Source organism: Pelosinus fermentans DSM 17108 (assembly GCF_000271485.2).
GTDB classification, from domain to species: Bacteria; Bacillota; Negativicutes; order DSM-13327; family DSM-13327; genus Pelosinus; species Pelosinus fermentans.
This window is the reverse complement of sequence record NZ_AKVN02000001.1, coordinates 4,168,289-4,189,693: the sequence shown is the minus strand read 5'-3', so window position 1 is coordinate 4,189,693 and position 21,405 is coordinate 4,168,289. Positions and strand designations below refer to the sequence as shown.

The window sequence follows — 21,405 nt, the reverse complement described above, 5'->3', positions numbered from 1 at the left end:
CATCCTATGTTTGCACGGTTACAAAAGGATATTAGGGTGGTATTTGAACGTGATCCGGCTGCAAGAAGTGTGTGGGAGGTACTATTGTGTTATCCTGGACTTCATGCAATTTGGCTGCATCGCATTGGGCATTATTTTTATAAACGAGGGTGGATTGTTGTTCCTCGCATGATCTCTAACATAGCGCGATTTATAACAGGGATCGAAATTCACCCTGGCGCTACCATTGGAGAAGGGTTATTTATTGATCATGGTACGGGTATTGTTATTGGGGAAACGGCAGAAGTGGGGGAGAATGTAACATTATACCAGGGAGTAACTTTGGGGGGGACCGGGAAAGAAAAAGGCAAACGCCATCCTACAATTGGGAACAATGTGGTAGTTGCCAGTGGTGCAAAAGTATTAGGATCCTTTACGGTAGGAGATAATTCTAAAATTGGTGCAGGTTCCGTTGTTTTAAAGACAGTACCTCCTAATTCCACCGTGGTAGGTATTCCAGGGCAAATTGTGTGGCATAATGGTAAAAAGATAAATGGTGTTGAGGTTATTGACTTAGAACATGATGATTTACCAGATCCAGTGCAGGAAATGCTGCAGTGTTTGCAGCATCATATGTTTAAAATGGAAGAACGAATCAATCTTTTAGAAGAGGAGCTAAGGAAAAATGGCATTAAAAGTATATAATACGATGACTAGGCAAAAAGAAGAGTTCATACCTCATGAGGCTGGCAAAGTTAAGATGTACGTCTGTGGGGTAACGCCTTATAATCATCCGCATATTGGGAATGCCAGACCTTTTATTACTTGGGATGTAATTAAACGCTATCTTGAGCACTGTAGATACGAAGTCTTTCATGTGCAAAACTTTACAGATGTTGATGATAAAATCATTAAAGCAGCCAATACCGAAGGTGTGACTTGGGATGTGATTGCTAACCGTTATATTGCCTCTTATTTTGAAGTAATGGATAAATTAAACATTCGACGGGCTGATATCTATCCAACGGTATCCGATCATATGACAGAAATTATTAACATTGTTGAAGGTTTAGTGGCAAAAGGCTATGCTTATATTGTTGACGGTGACGTATATTACAGTGTTGAAAAATTTAATGACTATGGGAAATTGAGCGGTCGAGACATTGAAGATATGAAAGCTGGTGCCAGAGTGGATGTAGATGAGCGCAAACACCATCCTATGGACTTTGCCTTATGGAAAAGTGCTAAGCCTGGTGAGCCAGCCTGGGAGAGCCCTTGGGGAAAGGGACGACCAGGCTGGCACATTGAATGTACGGCAATGTCTCTAAAATATTTGGGAAATAGTTTTGATTTTCATGGCGGTGGCAGTGATTTGATTTTTCCTCACCATGAGAATGAGATTGCCCAGTCAGAAGCCTTTGTGGAAGAAAGCCAGCCTTTCGTCCGCTATTGGCTTCATAATGGTTTTATTACCGTAAATGAAGAAAAGATGAGTAAGTCGTTAGGAAATTTCTTTTTAGTAAAAGATATTTTAGAGCATTACTCTCCGGAAGTATTACGCTTTTTTGTTCTGTCCACACATTATCGCAGCCCTCTTGATTTTAGTGATGAGCGTTTATCAGAAGCACAGCGTAGTTTAGAGCGGTTACGTACTGCTGTGGAAAATGTGCTGCAATTGGGAAAAATGCCAGATGCTGCGAATGAAAATAAAGCTGATGAATTGGTAAAAGTGGCAAGGCAGGCAGAAGAAGATTTCTGTAAAGCTATGGATGATGATTTTAATACGGCGCTAGCCATTAGTGTAATGTTTGGTTTAGCTAAGGAAATTAATGTATATTATAATGGTGTGATTGCTGGAAAAGTACAGCACACTGCTAAAGGCTATACTGCTCTTCGCGAAACTTATTTTATGATGGCAAATATTATAGGAATATTTGTACAGGAGCAGACGGGTAAAGTGGATGACAGTCAAGAACTGGTAGAACAATTAATGGATATTATCATCGAGATTCGGCAGCATGCTAGGCAGAATAAGGATTGGGCGACAGCCGATAAAGTTCGTGATAGCCTAGGGGCAGTGGGAATTGTTTTAGAAGATTCTCCTCAAGGCGTTAGGTGGAAAAAACGATGAAATTTGATCAGTTCCAATTTTTGCTGAATAATGCATTTCAAGAAAACGAGGGGGAGGGACCTCCCCCTATAAAATATCAAAATGTACCTGTGGAACGTTTACATCCGTTGGTTCTTGCTTATGTGGGTGATGCATATTTTACACTCTATGTGCGTACAACATTGCTGGCTTATGAGCAAAATAAAGTACGGGTGTTACATACCCTCGACTCTAAAATTGTATCAGCCACCATGCAGGCGGTAGCGTATCAGTCCTTGGAAAATCAGCTAACTGAGCAGGAAATGAGTATTGTCAAACGAGGACGGAATGCGAAATCAACTGTTCCCAAAAGTGCTACTGTTGCCGAATATCGTAATAGTACAGGCTTTGAAGCGTTGTTAGGTTATTTATATTTAGGAAAAAATTACGAGCGTTTGTCAGAACTTGTGGAAAAAGCATTTGCTGTTATTGCCCGGGAAATGACAAAGACTGCTAAGAATAGTGGGGAAAAGAAATGAAAGTAAAATTGATATCTCATACTCCTGAACCAGAGCGAATGGTAGCAATGTCGGCAAGACTTTGCTATTCACCAGTTGGGGCAGAGGAATTAGTGGAAAATATGTCTAGTGCCCAGGTAGAGAAATTGGTAAGTAAGATTGTCGAAATGGAACATTTATCCACATTGGAACATGTAAGTTTTACCTTTGCAATTGAAGGCGTATCCCGGGTATTAACTCATCAGCTGGTTCGTCATCGTATTGCCTCTTATTCGCAGCAATCTCAGCGGTATGTTAGTGAACATGATTTTGAATACATTATGCCTCCTGCTGTAGCGGCGAATGAACTTGCTAAAGCAAAGTTTGAAGAGCTGATGGGGACGATTCAAAGTACATATAATGAATTGGTAGAATTAGGTGTTCATAAGGAAGATGCAAGATATTGTTTAGCGAATGCTGCGGAAACTAAAATTGTAGTAACGATGAATGCTAGAACCTTACTGCATTTTTTTGAATTGCGCTGCTGCGCAAGAGCACAGTGGGAAATTAGAAGTTTAGCAGAACTTATGCTCAGGGAAGTAAAAAAAATTGCTCCGCTGCTTTTTAAAAAAGCAGGCCCAACTTGTATAACAAGCAATTACTGTGGTGAAGGTGAGCTAACTTGTGGTCGCTTAGCAGCTATGAAAGGTAGTGCTAAAAAATAATTTTTAAAATGGAAATGAACCACAAAGACACAATACCGCTGTCGCGGTACACAAAGGAACTAACAGATGTACATCCCTTTGTGTTCTTTTTGCGTCTTTGTGGTTTATTTTGTATCCAGCCAGACCGTTGCCATATAGGTGGGTGTATAGAAGCAGGATTTTTTGCTTCCATGGTGTAATTTAGTCTATGAGAAAATGATCGTTACACATACCTGGCAGCAAATAAGGGAAAAATAGATGTCGTAAAATGAATAAATGAAAGGGGATATATAATGGCCGAATTAGAAGAGTTTATTATGGGACGTAATAGTGTGATGGAGGCCTTAAAAAGTGGTCGTCCGATCAATAAAATATTCGTGGCAAAAGGAGAAAGACAGGGATCGATTCGTGAAGTGATTGCCTTGGCTCGTGAGAGACGGCTTATCATACAAGAGGTAGAAATGAATAAGTTAGACGGGATGACAGACGGACAAAAGCATCAGGGTATCGTAGCGAGTATACCACCTGTAGCTTATGCGGAACTGGATGATATCTTAGCCAAAGCAACAGCACCTGACCAAACTCCTTTTCTTGTTCTTTTGGATGAGTTAGAAGATCCTCATAATGTAGGAGCTATTTTACGTACATCGGATGCGGCGGGAGTACATGGCGTACTGATGCCGAAAAGGCGCAGCTGTCCTTTATCAAGTACGGTAGCTAAAACCTCGGCTGGTGCAGTAGAATATGTACCAGTAGCAAGAATTGGCAATGTTTCGCAAACCTTGGAAGAATTAAAAAAAGCAGGAATGTGGATCGTCGGGGCTGATATGGATGGAGAAAAAAATTACTATGAAACAGACTTGACAGGACCTATTGTTGTAGTTGTTGGCAATGAGGGCAAGGGGATGGGACGTTTGACAAAAGAACATTGTGATTTTGTAGTTCGAATTCCCATGCTTGGTAAAATTAGTTCTTTAAACGCCTCCGTTGCCTGTTCCTTACTTTTATATGAGGTTGTCAGACAGCGGGAGATGAAAAATAAGTGAAGAAAACGTGGTTAGGAATGACCGCGCTGGGGATTTTGGTCGTAGTTATTATCCTTTTTTCTTGGTATCCTAAGGTATATAAAGGTGTAATACTAGAAGGCGTGGATATTGGCGGATATAGTCGGGAAGAGGTAGTTCAATTATTGTCTTCATGGCAAACTCAGTATCATAAGAAATCAATTGTAGTGCAGTATGGTGATATAAAATCAAATGTGGATGCTGAAAATATTGACTTGGGCATTGATGCGAATGCTACATTGGATCAAGTTTGGAATTATGGACGGCGTGGGTCTTGGTGGGAAAGAATACAAAATATTAAGACTGGCTGGGAAAAGGGCTATCCTATATCTCTGACCATCAAGTATAATGAAGACAAGCTAGAGAGTCTAATCCAGCAATGGAAAGATGCGATTGATCGTCCGCCTCGCAATGCGGTTATCAATTTATGGACCGGGACACTTGTTCCTCATGAACTAGGATATGCTTTGGATTGTGATGCTTTGCGTCCACTGATTCTAGATGCATTCAAAACAGCGAATCGCTCTGAGATAACCTTGCCTGTGAAAGTAATCCAACCGAAAGTAACCATGGAAGATATTACAAATGCAGGTATGAAGGAAATCTTAAGCAGTTATACGACAACTTTTAATAGTGGAGATGCCAACCGTACAGACAATATCAAATTAGCTGCTTTGAATACCAATGGAACCATTGTATATCCTGGAAAGATTTTTTCTTTTAATGAAATAGTAGGGCCACGAGAAAAAGAGAATGGATTTAAAGAAGCGCTAGAAATTGTTGATGGTGAATTTGTTCCAGGCATTGGCGGAGGAATATGCCAAGTTTCTTCTACGCTGTATAATGCTGTTCTTTTAGCAAATTTGAAAATTGTTGAAAGATCCAATCATTCGAAGCCTCTTAGCTATGTACCCTTAGGTCGGGATGCTACAGTTGCATATGGTGCACTGGATTTTCAGTTTATGAATAATACTAAAGAACCCTTACTGATTCTGGCAGAAGTAGAGGATAATAAATTGGTAGTTGGAATTTTGGGGCCGCATCCTTTAGTGGAGAAGGTAGAAATTCAACATGAGAGTCAGAAAACAATTCCGCCGATCATTGTCAAGAAAGATGATGATAATTTATATTTGGGAGAAACACTGGTAGAGCAAGAAGGAAGACCGGGTTATTCATTAACAACTCTCAGAGTCGTATGGTCAAAGGGACGGCAGATTTCCAAAGAAGTATTGTCAAAAGATGTATATTTGGGAGAGGATACGATAGTCAAAGTAGGCAAGAAGAAGCCTCCTACCGCAGATAAAGCTGATAAGAAGCAAATTAGTGTCTTGCCAAAGTTGTGAATTAGAAAGATACGTTGGATAAACTAAGAAGATTTAACTTTGGTAAGACACTGCCATATGGACTAGTAAATACAGTTAAAATGCAGTTTAGGCAAAGGCTATGGGAGATTTTTATGAAAAATATTCTATTGGTTGATGGGTATAATGTAATTCATGCTTGGCCGGAATTAAGTGCTCGCAAAGATAATTTGGAAGATGCTCGGGATAAATTAATTGATATGATGGCCAGTTATGGTGCCTTTCAAGATTTGGCAGTTACGATTATTTTTGATGCAAATGCAGTAAGCGGCGCTGCAGTATTTGAGAATCTTATTGGACACGTATCTGTCATCTATACGCAAGAGGGTGAAACTGCCGATAGTCATATTGAAAGAATGGCATATGATATGGTGCGGCAGCGAAAGCTGGTGTATGTGGTTACCTCCGATTGGGTGGAACAAATGGTTATATTAGGAGCTGGAGCATATCGCATTTCCGCCAGGGAACTTTTACAAGATGTGAAGAAAGTGAATAAGCTAATCAAAGACGGTTTTAGTGAGTCGCAGCTTACCTACAGACGGCATGAATTAGAGAGTCGTTTAAATAGTGATGTGGTTCAACGTTTACATGAACTGCGTAAACGGGTGTAGTTGGACAAGTTAAGCTTGACGAAATAGAGAGCTGTGAGGTATAATTTGCTTTGAAGTGGCATGTACACATAACTTAGAGCACTAATCCTTTAGTGCATTTTCTTTTTGTGAATGTGTGGCAAATTGAAAGTGGGGGCGATGCGATGCGTTTTAATACTCAATGCGATTTGTATGGCTCATTTGAAAATATGAGTGACGAAGAAATTGTGCTTGATGCAAAAGAAAGTGATAATACAATCGCACTCGACTACTTGATTAACAAGTATCGCAATTTCGTTCGGGCGAAAGCTAGGTCATATTTTTTGATTGGCGCTGACCGCGAAGATATTATCCAAGAAGGAATGATTGGATTATATAAGGCTATTCGTGATTTTCGTACTGATAAGCTTTCTTCTTTTCGCGCTTTTGCTGAACTCTGTGTGACGCGCCAGATCATTACGGCGATAAAAACAGCTACCAGACAAAAGCACATACCTTTGAATTCATATGTATCTTTAAATAAACCGATTTACGATGAAGATTCAGATAGAACGTTGTTAGATGTATTATCAGGTTCTAAAATATCCGATCCTGAGGAATTGGTCATTAGTAGAGAAGAATTTATTGATATTGAAGAGAAAATGGGAGAAATCTTAAGCGATCTTGAGTGGAAGGTACTTATGGCTTATCTTGATGGAAAGTCCTATCAGGAAATAGCTGTAGAATTGGATCGCCATGTCAAGTCAATTGATAATGCTCTTCAACGCGTAAAACGTAAATTGGAGAGATACTTGGACAACCGTGGAGATGACAGTGATATTCAAGATATGTACAAAGGTCTTGCGGGATTTGGTAAAGAAACCCAAGGATTGACTGGTTATGGGGACAAAAACAATGATTAAAATCTATAAGAAAAACGTAGCCTAAAGCTTTGTTTTTTCTATTTATGGAATACCTAAGCTTGTTTCATTCTGCATATAAAAATGAAATATTGTGACCTGATAGATTTGGCCTAGGCCAAATCTTTTTTATGTGCAAAAAATATAGTGAACTGCAAAGATTGCGATTTAAATTGTTTTACTTTTTAAAAAGGAATTTTATTACAGACGTAGAAATCTAAAAAGTGAGAAAATTAAGAAAACAAAAACCGGTGAATTTTGTAGAGATAGGAGGAATCCTATGAATGCATGAATAGGATGAATACTTTACTTAATCTAGACATAAAGTTCTAAAGGTAAAAATAATAATTATGAATTTACGGAGGGACAGTATGTTAGAAACAAAAAAAACGATAGCAATTTTGTGTGGTGGTGGCCCGGCGCCTGGCATGAATAGTGTAATTAGTGCAGTCACCATTGAAGCCATAAAAAATGGATGGAATGTGATGGGAATCTATGAAGGTTACACTCATTTGTGTAATGGGGAGAAACATGTAGTGTCCTTAACCATCGACATGGTTAGCCGGATACATCTTGATGGCGGCAGCATATTAGGAACAGCCAGAGTCAATCCGACTAAGAGTGAAGCTCATTTGCGAAATGTAGTAAATACATTAATTGAAATGGGTGTTACCCATTTAGTAACCATTGGAGGGGATGATACTGCATATTCAGCTTGCAAGGTAGCGGAATATGCCAGAAGGGTGCTGGAGATTGACCTTCTGGTAGTGCATGTACCAAAAACGATTGACAATGATTTACCGCTGCCAGAGGGGATTCCTACTTTTGGTTTTGAAACAGCCCGGGCGTTAGGGAGTCAGCTGGTTACAAATTTAATGGAAGATGCGAAAACTACAAACCGCTGGTATTTTGCTATAGCCATGGGGCGTACAGCCGGACATTTATCCTTAGGCATAGGAAAGAGTTCGGGTGCTACACTGACGATTATTCCAGAAGAATTTGGGGATAAAACCATTCGATTACAGATGCTGGTTGATATTTTAGTTGGCTCCATTATTAAACGACTAGCAGGGAAACGCAATTATGGTGTGGCTGTTATTGCTGAAGGATTGGTGGAGAAAATAGCAGTGGAAGATCTAAAGGAGCTGGATTGTACATGTTTTGATGATCATGGACATATTCGCTATACGGAGTTGAATTTTCCTGAACTGCTAAAGCAGGCAGTCGTGAAAAATCTTGCCGATTTAGGGTTGAAAATGACTATTGTTGGTAAAGAAATCGGATATGAATTGCGTTGTGCTTCTCCTAATGCATTTGATATCGAATATACGCGTGATTTAGGATTTGCTGCCTTTGAATTCTTAAAGAATAATGGGACAGACGCTCTGATTACCATTCAAAATAATGAAATTGTACCGATTCCTTTTGAGGGAATACTGGATATGAGAACAAAGAAAACGCAGGTTCGTATGGTAAATGTACAATCTGTTCAATATCGAATTGCTCGAGAATATATGATTCGCTTGGAAAAGGATGACTTATATTCTCAAGCAGACTTGAAAAAAATGGCATTAACAATTAATGTAGATCCTGATGATTTTGTGAAGCGATTTGCATATTTGTTAGATTAATTGTAAAGAATGAGGATAAATAGGGAAGGGATTTGTAGATCCCTTTCTTTTTTTGTAGTATCAGAATAAGTTTTTTGGAGCAAAAGCCCGGAACCGCGAAGGCGCGAAGATAATAGGTCGAGAGAATATGTTTACTTCGTGTTCTTCCTATTCTTCGCGTCTTCGCGGTTCAAAAGGTCTTATTTTTAAAGGATATGAAGTATTTCTTGTGCTTTTAGAAACCTTTTTTAACAAAAAGGGTGTGTTTTGCATTAATTATGCGATATAATAAAATTTATGGTTATTTTAATAAATGAGGATGTGGTGGAATGAATGAAAATTTAATTGCTGTGATAATTGGTATTGTGGAAGGTGTGACAGAGTATCTGCCCGTTTCTTCTACTGGACATATGATTTTAGCAGGAAGTATGTTGGGGTTTGAGGGAGAAAAGGCTAGTGTTTTTGAAGTATTTATTCAGCTAGGTGCTATTTTATCGGTGCTTTTCTTATATCAAGAGAAATTTTCTCGTATGTTAAAACCGCAGCAGTTAAACGTTTATGGCAATGGATTGTCCATTAAACATGTTTTGGCTGGCGTTGTTCCAGTTATGGGCATTGCATATTTATTGCACAAGCCAATTAAAGAATATTTATTTTCTCCTTATACAGTTATTATTGGCTTAGTTGTAGGAGGCATCTTTATGTTATTTGCTGAGAAAGTCGCAAAGCGCCCTGTAACTACGGATGTTGATAAAATAACAATGCAGCAAGCTTTCTTTGTAGGGCTGTTTCAAGTGCTGGCGTTATGGCCTGGTTTTTCTCGTTCGGGTTCTACTATTTCTGGAGGACTTCTTCTGGGGCTAAGCCGTGGTGCTGCTGCTGAATTTTCCTTTATTATCGCTGTCCCTCTAATGGCGGTAGCCTGTATATATGATTTATTAAAAGTTTGGGATACGTTGAACATAGCTGATATACAAATGTTTTCCATTGGATTTGCAGTTGCTTTTGTTGTAGCCTACATATCAATTGTTTGGTTTATTAAATTTCTAAATAAGTCTACCTTGGCTTCTTTTGCTTACTATCGCTTTGTGGTAGCTGCCATATCCTATTATTATTTTTTCTTGTAAAGTGGCAATGGTGAGAATTGGATTGCCTTTCTTATAAGGAAAAACATTGACAAGAGAGTAGAAATGTAATATATTATTTAAGCAGTAGTTGACAGGTGGAAATAACAAAGAAAAACACTATTTACAAAAGAGAAAAAGTGTGATATAATTTAATCTTGTCAAAGGAAATGCTGGAATAGCTCAACTGGTAGAGCACCTCACTTGTAATGAGGATGTTGCGGGTTCAAGTCCTGTTTCCAGCTCCATTTTATTTAACTTCATTTAAGATAGGGTGTTGATAGATGTTCAGATGCAAGGCGCGACGAGGGGCACGAGTGAAGGCGTACTGAAGTACGTTGAACGAGTGAACAGAGGAGCAACGAAGTAGATGGGCGTTTAGCGACAACCGATACCTTAAAAATGGATGGGTTCCCGAGTGGCTAAAGGGAGCAGACTGTAAATCTGCCGGCTCCGCCTTCGCTGGTTCGAATCCAGCTCCATCCACCAATTTATCATTAATGTTTAGTGACAGTCGTTGTATTGAATATCGCGGGATGGAGCAGTTGGTAGCTCGTCGGGCTCATAACCCGAAGGTCACAGGTTCGAGTCCTGTTCCCGCAACCAATTTAAGCAGCGAACCAAAGGTTCATGAGCAGAGTGAGTGAAAACTTTGTGTGAGTCGCTTAGTTAGCACCGCAGTGCTAACATCAAAAATCTTTGTTTTTATATCGCGGGGTGGAGCAGTTGGTAGCTCGTCGGGCTCATAACCCGAAGGTCACAGGTTCGAGTCCTGTCCCCGCAACCAATGTTTATTACTGCTTTAAATCGAAAGATGTAAAGCAGATTTATATGCTGGTGTAGCTCAGTCGGTAGAGCGTATCCTTGGTAAGGATAAGGCCACCGGTTCAATCCCGGTCACTAGCTCCATTTGCTCGAAGTGCAGTATTTTTAACATGGCGGTGTAGCTCAGCTGGCTAGAGCATGCGGTTCATACCCGCAGGGTCCGGGGTTCAAATCCCTGCGCCGCCACCAAAAAAGTTATTGACATAACAATTTGATTGTTGTATAATTATAAATGTCGCTAAGGGAAACTGTGTGACATGAAAGATGCTGGAATAGCTCAACTGGTAGAGCACCTCACTTGTAATGAGGATGTTGCGGGTTCAAGTCCTGTTTCCAGCTCCATTTTATTTCTTTCATCAAAATGGATGGGTTCCCGAGTGGCTAAAGGGAGCAGACTGTAAATCTGCCGGCTCCGCCTTCGCTGGTTCGAATCCAGCCCCATCCACCATTTAAATTAAATACAAGATTATTAAATAATGTATATTACTGAATATCGCGGGGTGGAGCAGTTGGTAGCTCGTCGGGCTCATAACCCGAAGGTCACAGGTTCGAGTCCTGTCCCCGCAACCAATGTTTATTACTGCTTTAGATTGAAAGATGTAAAGCGTTTATATGCTGGTGTAGCTCAGTCGGTAGAGCGTATCCTTGGTAAGGATAAGGCCACCGGTTCAATCCCGGTCACTAGCTCCATTTATAGTGCTGGTCTAATAGTAGATATGCAAAATGGAAAAGTGGCTAAAAAAATATGGCGGTGTAGCTCAGCTGGCTAGAGCATGCGGTTCATACCCGCAGGGTCCGGGGTTCAAATCCCTGCGCCGCCACCAAACAAAGAATATAAAACTTCGCTTTAGTGCGAAGTTTTTTTGTTATTTAGCAGGAATTTTGATAAAATAATAGAATATTGTAGCTTGGTAAAATAAATGATGCAGTAAGGTTTCTTAAACAAGAGATTTTGTTTGCACTACATAAAAGACGCAGACAAAAGACTAGTGGTTTGGGTTTAGAATTAAGACAGGCCCTATTTCATAGCTCTGTAATAATTTAAGGGGGAATTATAATGGCAAAGAAAAAGTTTGAAAGAAATAAACCACATATTAACATTGGAACAATTGGTCACGTGGATCATGGTAAGACTTCCTTAACAGCTGCAATTACCATGACTCTTTCGAAACATGGTGGCGGAGAATTCATGGCATATGACATGATTGATAAAGCTCCAGAAGAAAGAGAACGCGGTATTACGATTAATACAGCTCACGTAGAGTATGAAACTGAAAAACGTCACTATGCTCACGTTGACTGCCCGGGCCATGCTGATTATGTAAAAAACATGATCACTGGTGCTGCTCAAATGGATGGAGCGATTCTAGTAGTAAGTGCTGCTGATGGCCCTATGCCGCAAACTCGTGAACATATTCTATTGTCTCGTCAAGTAGGCGTACCTTCCATGGTAGTGTTCTTGAACAAAGCAGACTTGGTTGATGATGATGAATTAATCGAATTGGTTGAAATGGAAGTTCGTGAACTTCTGTCCAGCTATGAATTCCCTGGTGATGATATTCCTGTAGTTTGTGGTTCCGCTGTACAGGCGCTTAACTGCGGTTGTGCAAGTCGCGAATGCAAATGGTGCGGAAAAATATTTGATCTGATGGATAAAGTAGATGAGTACATTCCAACTCCAGTACGTGCAACAGACAAACCTTTCTTGATGCCTGTTGAAGACGTGTTCACGATTACTGGTCGTGGTACAGTTGCGACTGGTCGTGTGGAACGTGGTGAAATCAAAGTTGGTGACAACATTGAAATCGTTGGTATGACTGAAAAACCTAGAACTGTAGTAGTAACTGGGGTAGAAATGTTCCGTAAACTCTTAGATTCTGCAGTAGCAGGAGATAACATTGGTGCACTTCTTCGTGGTGTTGAACGTAAAGATATCGAACGCGGTCAAGTATTGGCTAAACCAGGTTCTATCATTCAACATACGAAGTACAAAGCAGAAGTATATGTACTGTCTAAAGAAGAAGGCGGTCGTCATACTCCGTTCTTTACCAACTATCGTCCACAATTCTACTTCCGTACAACAGACGTTACTGGTGTAGTAAGTCTGCCAGAAGGTGTAGAAATGGTTATGCCTGGTGACAACATTCAAATGTCAATTGAGCTTATCACTCCAATTGCACTTGAAGAAGGACTTCGTTTCGCGATTCGCGAAGGTGGCCGTACTGTTGGCGCTGGCGTAGTAACTGCGATTGAAGCATAATTGCAAATTTTTTTAGGTGAGAAAATATAAAATTTTATGAACCACAAAGGCGCAATGCCGCCGTGCGGCACACAAAGGAGAACACACAAAAGAAATTATAAATAAATTCCTTTGTGTCCTTTGCGTCTTTGTGGTTCAAATATTTTTCTTAGCGATTGAAAGATGAAAAATTCTTTACCTTGACAGATTACAAATAAACGTATAAAATTTCTATAAATGGATATAGCTATAAGACAGGGGCTTTCCCTGTTTTATTTTATTGTCTTGATATCATAATATTTTCCATGAGTATGGTAAGTATCTGGTATTGACAGGCTGATGTAAGTGTGCTAGATTATATTAGTGGCATTACGAGATGATGTCATATTTACAGGTAAGAGAGGTGTACAGGATGCGCAATGCGGTAACGTTAGCTTGTACTGATTGCAAGCAACGTAATTATCAAACCAATAAAAACAAGAAAAATGACCCAGATAGATTAGAATTCAATAAGTATTGCAAGTTTTGCAAAAAACATACTTTACACAAAGAAACGAAATAATTGTAATTTCGTAAGTAGGGGTGTAGCTCAATTGGTAGAGTAGCGGTCTCCAAAACCGTTGGTTGCGGGTTCGATTCCTGCCGCCCCTGCCAGTTGGTCTTTAATGCTTGAATTAGCAGTACAAGACAGGGATGTGAAAAAATGGTTGCCCAAGAAACAACAGTTCAAACGAGTCCTTCTCGTTGGAAAAAGTTTTTTCGTGAAGTGAAAGCTGAATTAAAAAAAGTATCTTGGCCTACCAAACAAGAGCTTATCTCTAATACAGGAGTGGTATTTGTTGCTGTATTAGTGATTGCGGGTTTGATATGGGCAATTGATGCTGTGTTTGCTCAAATATTACATTTGATTATCAAGTAGGCTAAGGGGGTGGGGGCGTATAGGCGTCCCTGAAGCAATGGAATCTGAAAAAAATTGGTATGTAATCCATACATATTCTGGCTATGAAAACAAAGTAAAGGCTAATCTGGAACGCAAAGTCCATTCTATGGGTATGGAAGATGAAATCTTTCGAATTGTAGTACCGATGGAAGATGAAGTTGAAATGAAAGATGGCAAGAAAAAAATTACCAAGAAAAAAGTTTTCCCTGGATATGTTCTGGTAGAAATGATTGTCAATGACAAATCATGGTATGTTGTGCGCAACACGCCAGGTGTTACAGGTTTTGTTGGCTCTGGTACTAAACCTATCCCGCTTACTGATGCCGAAGTGAAAAACATTTTAAAATCCATGGGCATTGAAGAGCTTAAGCCGAAGTTAAATATTGAAGTTGCTCAAGTAATTCGTATTACTTCTGGAGCCTTCGAGAATTGGACAGCCAAGGTGCTTGAAATTTACCAAGACCGTAGCAAACTGAAAGTGCTTGTTGATATGTTTGGACGGGAGACACCGGTGGAATTAGATTTTTCTCAAGTTGAGAAAGTTTAAATAAAGTTTAATTTGAAACTTTATGAACTTAAGTGGGAGGGTACTATACCCGCAAAACCACATTATGCATATAAGGAGGTGTAAGTAAAATGGCTAAGAAAGTTATAAAACTTGTAAAGTTGCAAGTTCCTGCTGGTAAAGCAACTCCGGCGCCTCCAGTCGGCCCTGCGCTCGGTCAAGCTGGCGTGAATATTATGGCGTTTGTTAAGGACTTTAACGAAAGAACCGCTGCGCAAGCTGGTTTGATTATTCCGGTAGAAATTACCGTGTTCGAAGATAGATCCTTTACTTTCATTACCAAAACTCCTCCAGCTCCTATTCTTCTTAAGAAAGCTGCTGGTATTGAGACTGCATCAGGCGAACCAAACAAGAAAAAAGTTGCTAAAGTATCTCGTGACAAAGTTCGCGAAATTGCTGAAGCAAAAATGAAAGATCTTAACGCTGCTTCTGTAGAAGCTGCTATGCGTATGATCGAAGGTACTGCCCGTAGCATGGGTATTGACATCATTGATTAGTCTTTGGCTTTTCTAAATTGCCAAAGACTGGTTTAAAGCTGCCAGATGCTAGGCACGACGAGGACGTGACCTACGACGTACTGACGTACGTCGTAGGGAACGCCCACAGGAGCAACGACGCAGATGGTAGGTTTAAGACAGTCGGATGTTAGTGTGGGAGGATTTTCCGTTAAACCACAATCGTAAAGGAGTTTTTTAATATGCCAAAACATGGTAAGAAATACGAAGAAGCTGCGAAACTGATTGAAGCAAATAAGTTATATGAAACTGAAGAAGCCATAGAACTTGCTAAAAAAACAGCTAGCGCTAAATTTGATGAAACAATCGAAGTTGCGATTAAATTAGGGGTTGACCCTAAACATGCTGATCAGCAAGTACGTGGAGCGGTAGTATTGCCTCACGGTACTGGTAAAACCAAAACTGTTTTGGTTTTTGCTAAAGGTGAGAAAGCAAAAGAAGCAGAAGCTGCTGGTGCTGACTTTGTTGGCGCTGAAGATATCGTAGCAAAAATTCAGGGTGGATGGACTGAGTTTGATGTAGCAGTTGCTACTCCTGATATGATGGGTACTGTTGGTCGTTTAGGTAAAGTATTAGGCCCTAAAGGTTTAATGCCGAATCCTAAAGTTGGTACAGTTACTTTAGATGTTGCTCGTGCGATTAGTGAAATAAAAGCAGGTAAAATCGAGTATCGTACTGATAAAGCTGGTAATATTCATGCACCAATCGGTAAAATATCATTTGACAATGAAAAAATTATCGAAAATTTTCAAGCGTTGGTTGACATCTTGAATAAGGTAAAACCAGCTGCTGCTAAAGGACAATACATGCGTAGTGTTACTATAAGTACTACAATGGGTCCTGGTGTAAAAGTAAATCCACTTAAAGTTTCTGGCAAGAAATAATTAATTGTAAGTAAGAAGTGACAGTATAATCTTTGATCTAATGCAACTGAATAATAAATTTGGCTGTAGACAGCAGGTATCCGTAATGAACTAAGTGAGATGTGAATCTTTCTCATGTTCGCCTGCCGAGGTCGGGGATTATACTATAGCTTTTGCTATTAGCGACCTCCGGCTTATTATGCCGAGAGGTCGTTTTGTTTTGTAATCTTGTAAAGGAGGTGGATTTTAGTGGCTGTAACATCAGAAAAAATATCAGTCGTTTCCGAACTGAAAGGTAAACTTTCTGTAACAAAAGGTGCGGTATTGACAAACTACCGTGGTCTTACTGTGGCACAAGACACTCAACTTCGTCGTAAATTACGTGAAGCTGGCGTGGAATACCGTGTAGTAAAAAATACGATGACACGGATTGCTGCTAAGGAAATCGGAATTGAAGGGTTGGACGTTTATCTTGAAGGTCCAACTGCAATTGCGATTTCTGAAACAGACCCCGTTGCTCCAGCACGTGTAATTTCTGACTTTGTAAAAGAGCATAAATTAAAAACATTGGAAGTAAAAGCTGGTTTGTTAGATGGTAAGGTTATTGATGCAGAAGGTGTAAAAGCTTTGGCAAGCCTACCAACTCGCGAAGTGCTTATTGCTCAAGTTTTGGCTGGTATGCAAACTCCAATTGTTGGATTTGTCAATGTACTTCAAGGTTCTATCCGCAAATTCGTATATGCGCTTGATGCTGTGCGCAAACAAAAAGAATCAGCATAAAAAATTAAAATTAATGGAGGTTTTTTAAAATGACTCAACAAGAAATTATGCAAGCAATTGAGAACATGAGTGTTCTTGAATTATCTGAATTGGTGAAAGCTCTAGAAGAAAAATTTGGTGTTTCTGCAGCTGCTCCTGTAGCAGCTGCTGCTGCCGCTCCAGCTGCTGCTGCTGCCGCTGAAGAAAAAACTGAATTTGATGTTATTCTTACTAGCGCTGGCGCTAGTAAAATCAACGTTATCAAAGTTGTTCGCGAAATCACTGGTCTTGGCTTGAAAGAAGCTAAAGAAGTAGTTGATGGTGCTCCTAAAGCAGTTAAAGAAAAAATTGCTAAAGCTGATGCTGACGCAATCAAAGCTAAACTTGAAGAAGCTGGCGCAGCTGTAGAAGTTAAGTAATTATAACTCTCTATTCTTTCTAAATTATAGAATGAAAAATATAAAGAGTACCCATGTGGTGCTCTTTATATTTTTTCCTGAATTAAATTATTGGGGTATTGACTAACGGGTCTTATTGTGATATTATTGTTCAATGCAAAGAATGTTTATTTTAGGGTAATGTTTTTTTATTGTGCAATGTATAAAATCTAGATTGGCAGGAAATAGTAATATATGGAGGATGGAATCATATTTCATCATGAAGACAAATGCAAGGTCTGTTACTTGACTGGAAAAACCTTGCTTTTTTTGTATTGTAGTGCCTAACCCTTCATTTGCTAGGTGCTAAAGTACCACTGTAATTTGTCTTTTATTATATATTTCATATTTAGTGCTAATGGATGATATTATATTATGTACTGCACAATATTGTATTATGTAAAAGGTTTTATACCTGCGGCAAAATATTGTGAGTTGCGAAGCGACTTGCAATATCGGTATACATATCGCTAATGAAAATGTGCTGCCAAGGTATAAAGTTTAATTTGGGCTAAGGGGTGAAGGATTTAATGTTTAATCCTGTTCCGGTTGGCAAAAAGATCAGATATAGTTATGCCAAGATCAAAGAAGTACTGGACATGCCCAATCTGATTGAAATTCAGAAGAATTCCTATAACTGGTTTCTAAAGGAAGGGCTGCAAGAAATTTTCCATGACATTTCGCCTATTCAGGACTTTACAGGCAATTTGGTTCTGACATTTGAAAAATTTACATTAGGCGAAGCCAAGTATCACGTTGAAGAATGTAAAGAACGCGATGTTACGTATTCAGCTCCTTTACGCGTCAATGTTCGATTGATTAATCGTGAGACTGGCGAAATTAAAGAACAAGAAGTATTTATGGGCGATTTCCCACTCATGACAGAAAATGGTACTTTTATCATTAATGGTGCAGAGCGGGTTATTGTCAGTCAGTTGGTACGCTCTCCAGGTGCGTATTACAATGAAACAATTGATGCAACAGGTAAAAAACTGTATAACTCTACAGTCATTCCAAATCGTGGTGCATGGCTGGAACTCGAAACGGATGCCAATGATGTAATGTCTGTTCGGGTGGATCGCACACGAAAATTACCAGCGACCGTATTGATTCGTGCTTTAGGCTACGCGTCAAATGCTGCTATTGCAGAATTGTTTCATGATGATGTGCGGGTTCGCGCTACTTTGGAACGGGATAATACCAATTCCAGAGAAGAAGCTCTAGTCGAAATTTATAAAAGATTACGTCCGGGTGAACCTCCTACCGTAGATAATGCTACTCAGTTATTGGAATCACTATTTTTTGACTCTAAGCGTTATGATTTAGCAACTGTAGGGCGTTATAAATTAACCAAAAAACTAGGCTGGCGCCGTCGTTTGATGGGCAAGACTCTTTATCAGGCAATTGCAAATGCAGAAACAGGAGAAATTATTGTTCCTGCAGATACAATTGTGGACGAAAAAGTTCTTGATCAGATTGATCAAAGTGGTGTTTTTGCAACAGCAGCTTTGATTGAAGTAAAAGTCAAACTGAAAGATGGATCACCAGTTAAAATGCTATGTAATCCTGAATTGCCTTACAATCACCGGACAATTACCAGAGAAGACATTTTAGCTTCTGTTAACTATCTTCTCAATTTGATGGATGGGTTTGGTAATGTGGATGATATTGACCATTTAGGTAATCGCCGCCTTCGTTCAGTCGGTGAATTGCTGCAAAACCAATTCCGTATTGGTTTGTCTCGTATGGAACGGGTAGTAAAAGAACGTATGACCATTCAAGATGTTGATGTCATTACTCCCCAAGCATTGATTAACATCCGACCTGTTGTGGCTGCTATCAAAGAATTCTTTGGCTCCAGCCAGCTGTCGCAGTTTATGGATCAGACGAATCCTTTGGCAGAACTTACGCATAAACGCCGTTTAAGTGCCTTGGGGCCTGGTGGACTAAGTCGTGAACGCGCTGGTTTTGAAGTGCGTGACGTACATCACTCTCACTATGGTCGTATGTGTCCAATTGAGACACCAGAAGGTCCAAATATCGGTCTTATTGGTTCATTGTCAACCTTTGGACGTATTAATGAGTTTGGTTTTATTGAAACCCCTTACCGTAAAATTGATAAGGAAAATCGTATTGTAACAGAAGATGTACGATATTTGACAGCTGATGAAGAGGATGAAGTCGTTTGTGCGCAAGCGAATGAACCGTTAAATGAAAATAGCTGGTTTGTTGAGCCTCGAGTTACCGTACGTCATAGACATGAAATTTTAGTTATTCCTGCTGAAAAAGTTGACTATATGGATGTATCGCCAAAGCAGGTTGTTTCAATTGCTACGGCTATGATTCCATTCTTGGAAAACGATGATGCAAATCGTGCCTTGATGGGCGCGAATATGCAACGTCAAGCCGTGCCTTTACTTAGAACACAGGCTCCGCTCATTGGAACTGGAATGGAATATAAAGCTGCCAGAGATTCTGGTGTTTTGATTCTAGCTAGAAATGCCGGTGTAGTTGAAAAGGTTACAGCTACTGAAATTAAAGTACGCACGGAACGTGGTACGTTAGATAACTATAAGCTGCTGAAATATTTGCGTTCTAATCAAGGAACGTGCATTAATCAAAAGCCGATTGTTTATAAAGGCGAACAAGTAGAAAAAGGGCAGGTATTGGTTGATGGACCTGCTACTGATCAAGGTGAATTAGCATTAGGCTTTAATGTACTTGTAGCCTTCATGCCATGGGAAGGTTACAATTATGAAGATGCTATTTTACTAAGTGAAAAAATTGTAAAAGATGATATCTACACTTCCATACATATTGAAGAATATGAATGCGATGCCAGAGATACGAAGTTAGGACCGGAAGAAATTACTCGTGATATCCCGAATGTGGCTGAAGAAGTGCTAAAGGATCTTGATGATCGCGGTATTATACGCATTGGCGCTGAAGTACGACCAGGGGATATTCTAGTGGGTAAAGTAACTCCAAAAGGCGAGACTGAATTAACAGCAGAAGAACGCCTGCTTCGTGCCATTTTTGGTGAGAAAGCCCGTGAGGTTCGTGATACATCATTGAGAGTGCCACATGGTGAAGCTGGTAAAATTGTTGATGTAAAGGTATTCAGCCGGGAAAATGGTGATGAATTACCGCCAGGTGTGAATTTCTTAGTACGTGTATATATTGCCCAGAAACGGAAAATTTCCGAAGGGGATAAAATGGCAGGGCGTCATGGTAATAAGGGTGTTGTTTCTCGCATTATGCGTGAGGAAGATATGCCGTTCTTGCCTGATGGCACGCCAGTACAGATTGTGTTAAATCCATTGGGTGTACCATCACGTATGAATATCGGACAGGTACTGGAAACCCATTTAGGAATGGCCGCTGCTGCTTTTGGTATGCAAATCAGAACCAATGCTCCTGGTGTTGCCGAACGTTTGAAAGAAGTTGGCTATGATTCTGATAAACATGGTCTTCCCAAACCGGGGATTGCTGGGATTAACTTAGCAACTCCAGTATTTGATGGGGCTCATGAAGAAGAGGTCTTTAAAACATTAAAAGCAGCTGGATTGCCGGAAGATGGTAAAACTGTCTTATATGATGGACGTACAGGGGAAGCTTTTGATAACCGCGTTACCGTAGGTTGGGTATACATGTTGAAATTGGCCCATTTGGTTGATGACAAAATTCATGCACGATCTACTGGTCCTTACTCTTTGGTTACACAACAGCCATTGGGTGGTAAAGCGCAATTTGGCGGTCAGCGTTTTGGGGAAATGGAAGTTTGGGCATTAGAGGCATATGGTGCCGCTTATACCTTACAGGAACTCTTAACGGTAAAATCCGATGATGTAGTAGGGCGTGTAAAAACCTATGAAGCGATTGTTAAGGGGGAAAACATCCCTGAACCTGGAGTGCCTGAATCCTTTAAGGTTTTAATTAAAGAGCTGCAAAGTATTGGGCTTGATGTTAAAATTTTAAATGAAGATGCGCAAGAAATTATGATTGATGACACGGATGAAGATATTAATCAAGTGGCTAAAGAACTTGAACTTAATATCGGTGTTCCAGTGAATACTGCACCTGAAACTCATACTCGCACTGCTAGTGAGATTGAGCCAGAGCTGGTGGATGATTTTGATAATCCTGATGAAATAGAACCATTAGAAGAAGAATTAGATATTATAGCGGAAATCGGCGAGATGGATGACGATATAGCAGATGAAATCGAAATACCTGGACGGAAATCCGTCAAGAAGGTAAAAAGTAAAGATAAGAAACCAACACAGCGTGACTTCTTGGAAGAGTTAGACGACGAGGAAATTGAGTAATGGGGTAAGGGAGTGAT

General features: G+C 39.9%; 19 protein-coding genes, 12 tRNA genes and 1 other annotated feature. All 31 genes read left to right on the top strand.

Going from position 1 to position 21,405, the window contains the following annotated elements; genetic code table 11:
* The first annotated feature begins 6 nt into the window (after positions 1-6).
* The 31 genes from cysE to rpoB all read left to right on the top strand — a co-directional run bounded on the left by cysE (position 7) and on the right by rpoB (position 21,388).
* Entirely contained in the window at positions 7-684 is a 678-nt protein-coding gene (gene cysE / locus FR7_RS19370; protein ID WP_007937850.1) for a serine O-acetyltransferase, read from the top strand.
* Positions 665-2,110, top strand: a complete 1,446-nt coding sequence (cysS, locus tag FR7_RS19365; protein WP_007937848.1) for a cysteine--tRNA ligase — start codon at positions 665-667, stop codon at positions 2,108-2,110. Before cysE ends, cysS begins: the two co-directional genes overlap by 20 nt.
* Positions 2,107-2,607: a Mini-ribonuclease 3 gene (locus FR7_RS19360; protein WP_007937846.1), complete on the top strand. Its 501-nt coding sequence runs from the start codon at positions 2,107-2,109 to the stop codon at positions 2,605-2,607. Before cysS ends, FR7_RS19360 begins: the two co-directional genes overlap by 4 nt.
* Positions 2,604-3,290, top strand: a complete 687-nt coding sequence (gene thyX, locus FR7_RS19355; RefSeq protein ID WP_007937838.1) for an FAD-dependent thymidylate synthase — start codon at positions 2,604-2,606, stop codon at positions 3,288-3,290. The genes FR7_RS19360 and thyX overlap by 4 nt, the downstream gene beginning before the upstream one ends.
* 272 nt (positions 3,291-3,562) lie before the next feature.
* Entirely contained in the window at positions 3,563-4,315 is a 753-nt protein-coding gene (rlmB, locus tag FR7_RS19350; protein ID WP_007937837.1) for a 23S rRNA (guanosine(2251)-2'-O)-methyltransferase RlmB, read from the top strand.
* A complete protein-coding gene (locus FR7_RS19345) occupies positions 4,312-5,676 on the top strand; it encodes a VanW family protein (RefSeq protein ID WP_007937836.1) in 1,365 nt (454 codons plus the stop codon). The genes rlmB and FR7_RS19345 overlap by 4 nt, the downstream gene beginning before the upstream one ends.
* Before the next feature lie 113 nt (positions 5,677-5,789).
* On the top strand, positions 5,790-6,305 hold the full coding sequence (locus FR7_RS19340) for an NYN domain-containing protein (protein ID WP_007937835.1): 516 nt from the start codon (positions 5,790-5,792) through the stop codon (positions 6,303-6,305).
* Positions 6,306-6,448: 143 nt separating this feature from the next.
* The gene (gene sigH, locus FR7_RS19335) at positions 6,449-7,186 is read left to right on the top strand and encodes an RNA polymerase sporulation sigma factor SigH (RefSeq protein ID WP_007937834.1); all 738 of its coding nucleotides are present in this window, start codon (positions 6,449-6,451) and stop codon (positions 7,184-7,186) included.
* Between the two features lie 368 nt (positions 7,187-7,554).
* Positions 7,555-8,814, top strand: a complete 1,260-nt coding sequence (gene pfp, locus FR7_RS19330; protein ID WP_007937832.1) for a diphosphate--fructose-6-phosphate 1-phosphotransferase — start codon at positions 7,555-7,557, stop codon at positions 8,812-8,814.
* 308 nt (positions 8,815-9,122) lie between these two features.
* Positions 9,123-9,920, top strand: a complete 798-nt coding sequence (locus FR7_RS19325; RefSeq protein ID WP_007937830.1) for an undecaprenyl-diphosphate phosphatase — start codon at positions 9,123-9,125, stop codon at positions 9,918-9,920.
* Between the two features lie 169 nt (positions 9,921-10,089).
* A tRNA-Thr gene (locus FR7_RS19320) sits at positions 10,090-10,165 on the top strand.
* A 156-nt stretch (positions 10,166-10,321) separates the two neighbouring features.
* Positions 10,322-10,406 (top strand) — tRNA-Tyr (locus tag FR7_RS19315).
* Positions 10,407-10,447: 41 nt separating this feature from the next.
* Positions 10,448-10,523, top strand: a tRNA-Met gene (locus FR7_RS19310).
* Positions 10,524-10,628: 105 nt separating this feature from the next.
* Positions 10,629-10,704: transfer RNA gene (locus FR7_RS19305), tRNA-Met, on the top strand.
* Positions 10,705-10,750: 46 nt separating this feature from the next.
* Positions 10,751-10,826 (top strand) — tRNA-Thr (locus tag FR7_RS19300).
* A 28-nt stretch (positions 10,827-10,854) separates the two neighbouring features.
* A tRNA-Met gene (locus tag FR7_RS19295) sits at positions 10,855-10,931 on the top strand.
* A gap of 77 nt (positions 10,932-11,008) precedes the next feature.
* Positions 11,009-11,084: transfer RNA gene (locus tag FR7_RS19290), tRNA-Thr, on the top strand.
* A 21-nt stretch (positions 11,085-11,105) separates the two neighbouring features.
* Positions 11,106-11,190 (top strand) — tRNA-Tyr (locus FR7_RS19285).
* Positions 11,191-11,236: 46 nt separating this feature from the next.
* A tRNA-Met gene (locus FR7_RS19280) sits at positions 11,237-11,312 on the top strand.
* 44 nt (positions 11,313-11,356) lie between these two features.
* A tRNA-Thr gene (locus FR7_RS19275) sits at positions 11,357-11,432 on the top strand.
* A gap of 57 nt (positions 11,433-11,489) precedes the next feature.
* A tRNA-Met gene (locus tag FR7_RS19270) sits at positions 11,490-11,566 on the top strand.
* A 233-nt stretch (positions 11,567-11,799) separates the two neighbouring features.
* Positions 11,800-13,002, top strand: coding sequence for an elongation factor Tu (gene tuf, locus FR7_RS19265; RefSeq protein ID WP_064448915.1), 1,203 nt, complete (start codon positions 11,800-11,802; stop codon positions 13,000-13,002).
* Between the two features lie 391 nt (positions 13,003-13,393).
* On the top strand, positions 13,394-13,543 hold the full coding sequence (gene rpmG / locus FR7_RS23365) for a 50S ribosomal protein L33 (protein ID WP_007937822.1): 150 nt from the start codon (positions 13,394-13,396) through the stop codon (positions 13,541-13,543).
* A gap of 16 nt (positions 13,544-13,559) precedes the next feature.
* Positions 13,560-13,635: transfer RNA gene (locus tag FR7_RS19260), tRNA-Trp, on the top strand.
* A gap of 49 nt (positions 13,636-13,684) precedes the next feature.
* Complete coding sequence (secE, locus tag FR7_RS19255) at positions 13,685-13,900, top strand: preprotein translocase subunit SecE (RefSeq protein ID WP_007937820.1); 216 nt, start codon at positions 13,685-13,687, stop codon at positions 13,898-13,900.
* A gap of 37 nt (positions 13,901-13,937) precedes the next feature.
* Positions 13,938-14,468, top strand: coding sequence for a transcription termination/antitermination protein NusG (gene nusG, locus FR7_RS19250; RefSeq protein ID WP_007937818.1), 531 nt, complete (start codon positions 13,938-13,940; stop codon positions 14,466-14,468).
* An 89-nt stretch (positions 14,469-14,557) separates the two neighbouring features.
* Positions 14,558-14,983 (top strand): 50S ribosomal protein L11, encoded by a 426-nt coding sequence (gene rplK, locus FR7_RS19245; RefSeq protein WP_007937816.1) that lies wholly within the window; start codon positions 14,558-14,560, stop codon positions 14,981-14,983.
* Positions 14,984-15,183: 200 nt separating this feature from the next.
* Entirely contained in the window at positions 15,184-15,885 is a 702-nt protein-coding gene (gene rplA / locus FR7_RS19240) for a 50S ribosomal protein L1 (RefSeq protein WP_007937814.1), read from the top strand.
* Positions 15,886-15,930: 45 nt separating this feature from the next.
* Positions 15,931-16,092, top strand: a sequence feature (ribosomal protein L10 leader region).
* A 21-nt stretch (positions 16,093-16,113) separates the two neighbouring features.
* A complete protein-coding gene (gene rplJ, locus FR7_RS19235) occupies positions 16,114-16,644 on the top strand; it encodes a 50S ribosomal protein L10 (protein WP_007937812.1) in 531 nt (176 codons plus the stop codon).
* Between the two features lie 29 nt (positions 16,645-16,673).
* Positions 16,674-17,042 (top strand): 50S ribosomal protein L7/L12, encoded by a 369-nt coding sequence (gene rplL, locus FR7_RS19230; protein WP_007937810.1) that lies wholly within the window; start codon positions 16,674-16,676, stop codon positions 17,040-17,042.
* Between the two features lie 548 nt (positions 17,043-17,590).
* Positions 17,591-21,388 carry a DNA-directed RNA polymerase subunit beta gene (gene rpoB, locus FR7_RS19225; RefSeq protein WP_007937808.1) on the top strand — a complete coding sequence of 1,266 codons (3,798 nt, stop codon included), beginning with the start codon at positions 17,591-17,593 and terminating at the stop codon, positions 21,386-21,388.
* Positions 21,389-21,405 lie beyond the last annotated feature (17 nt).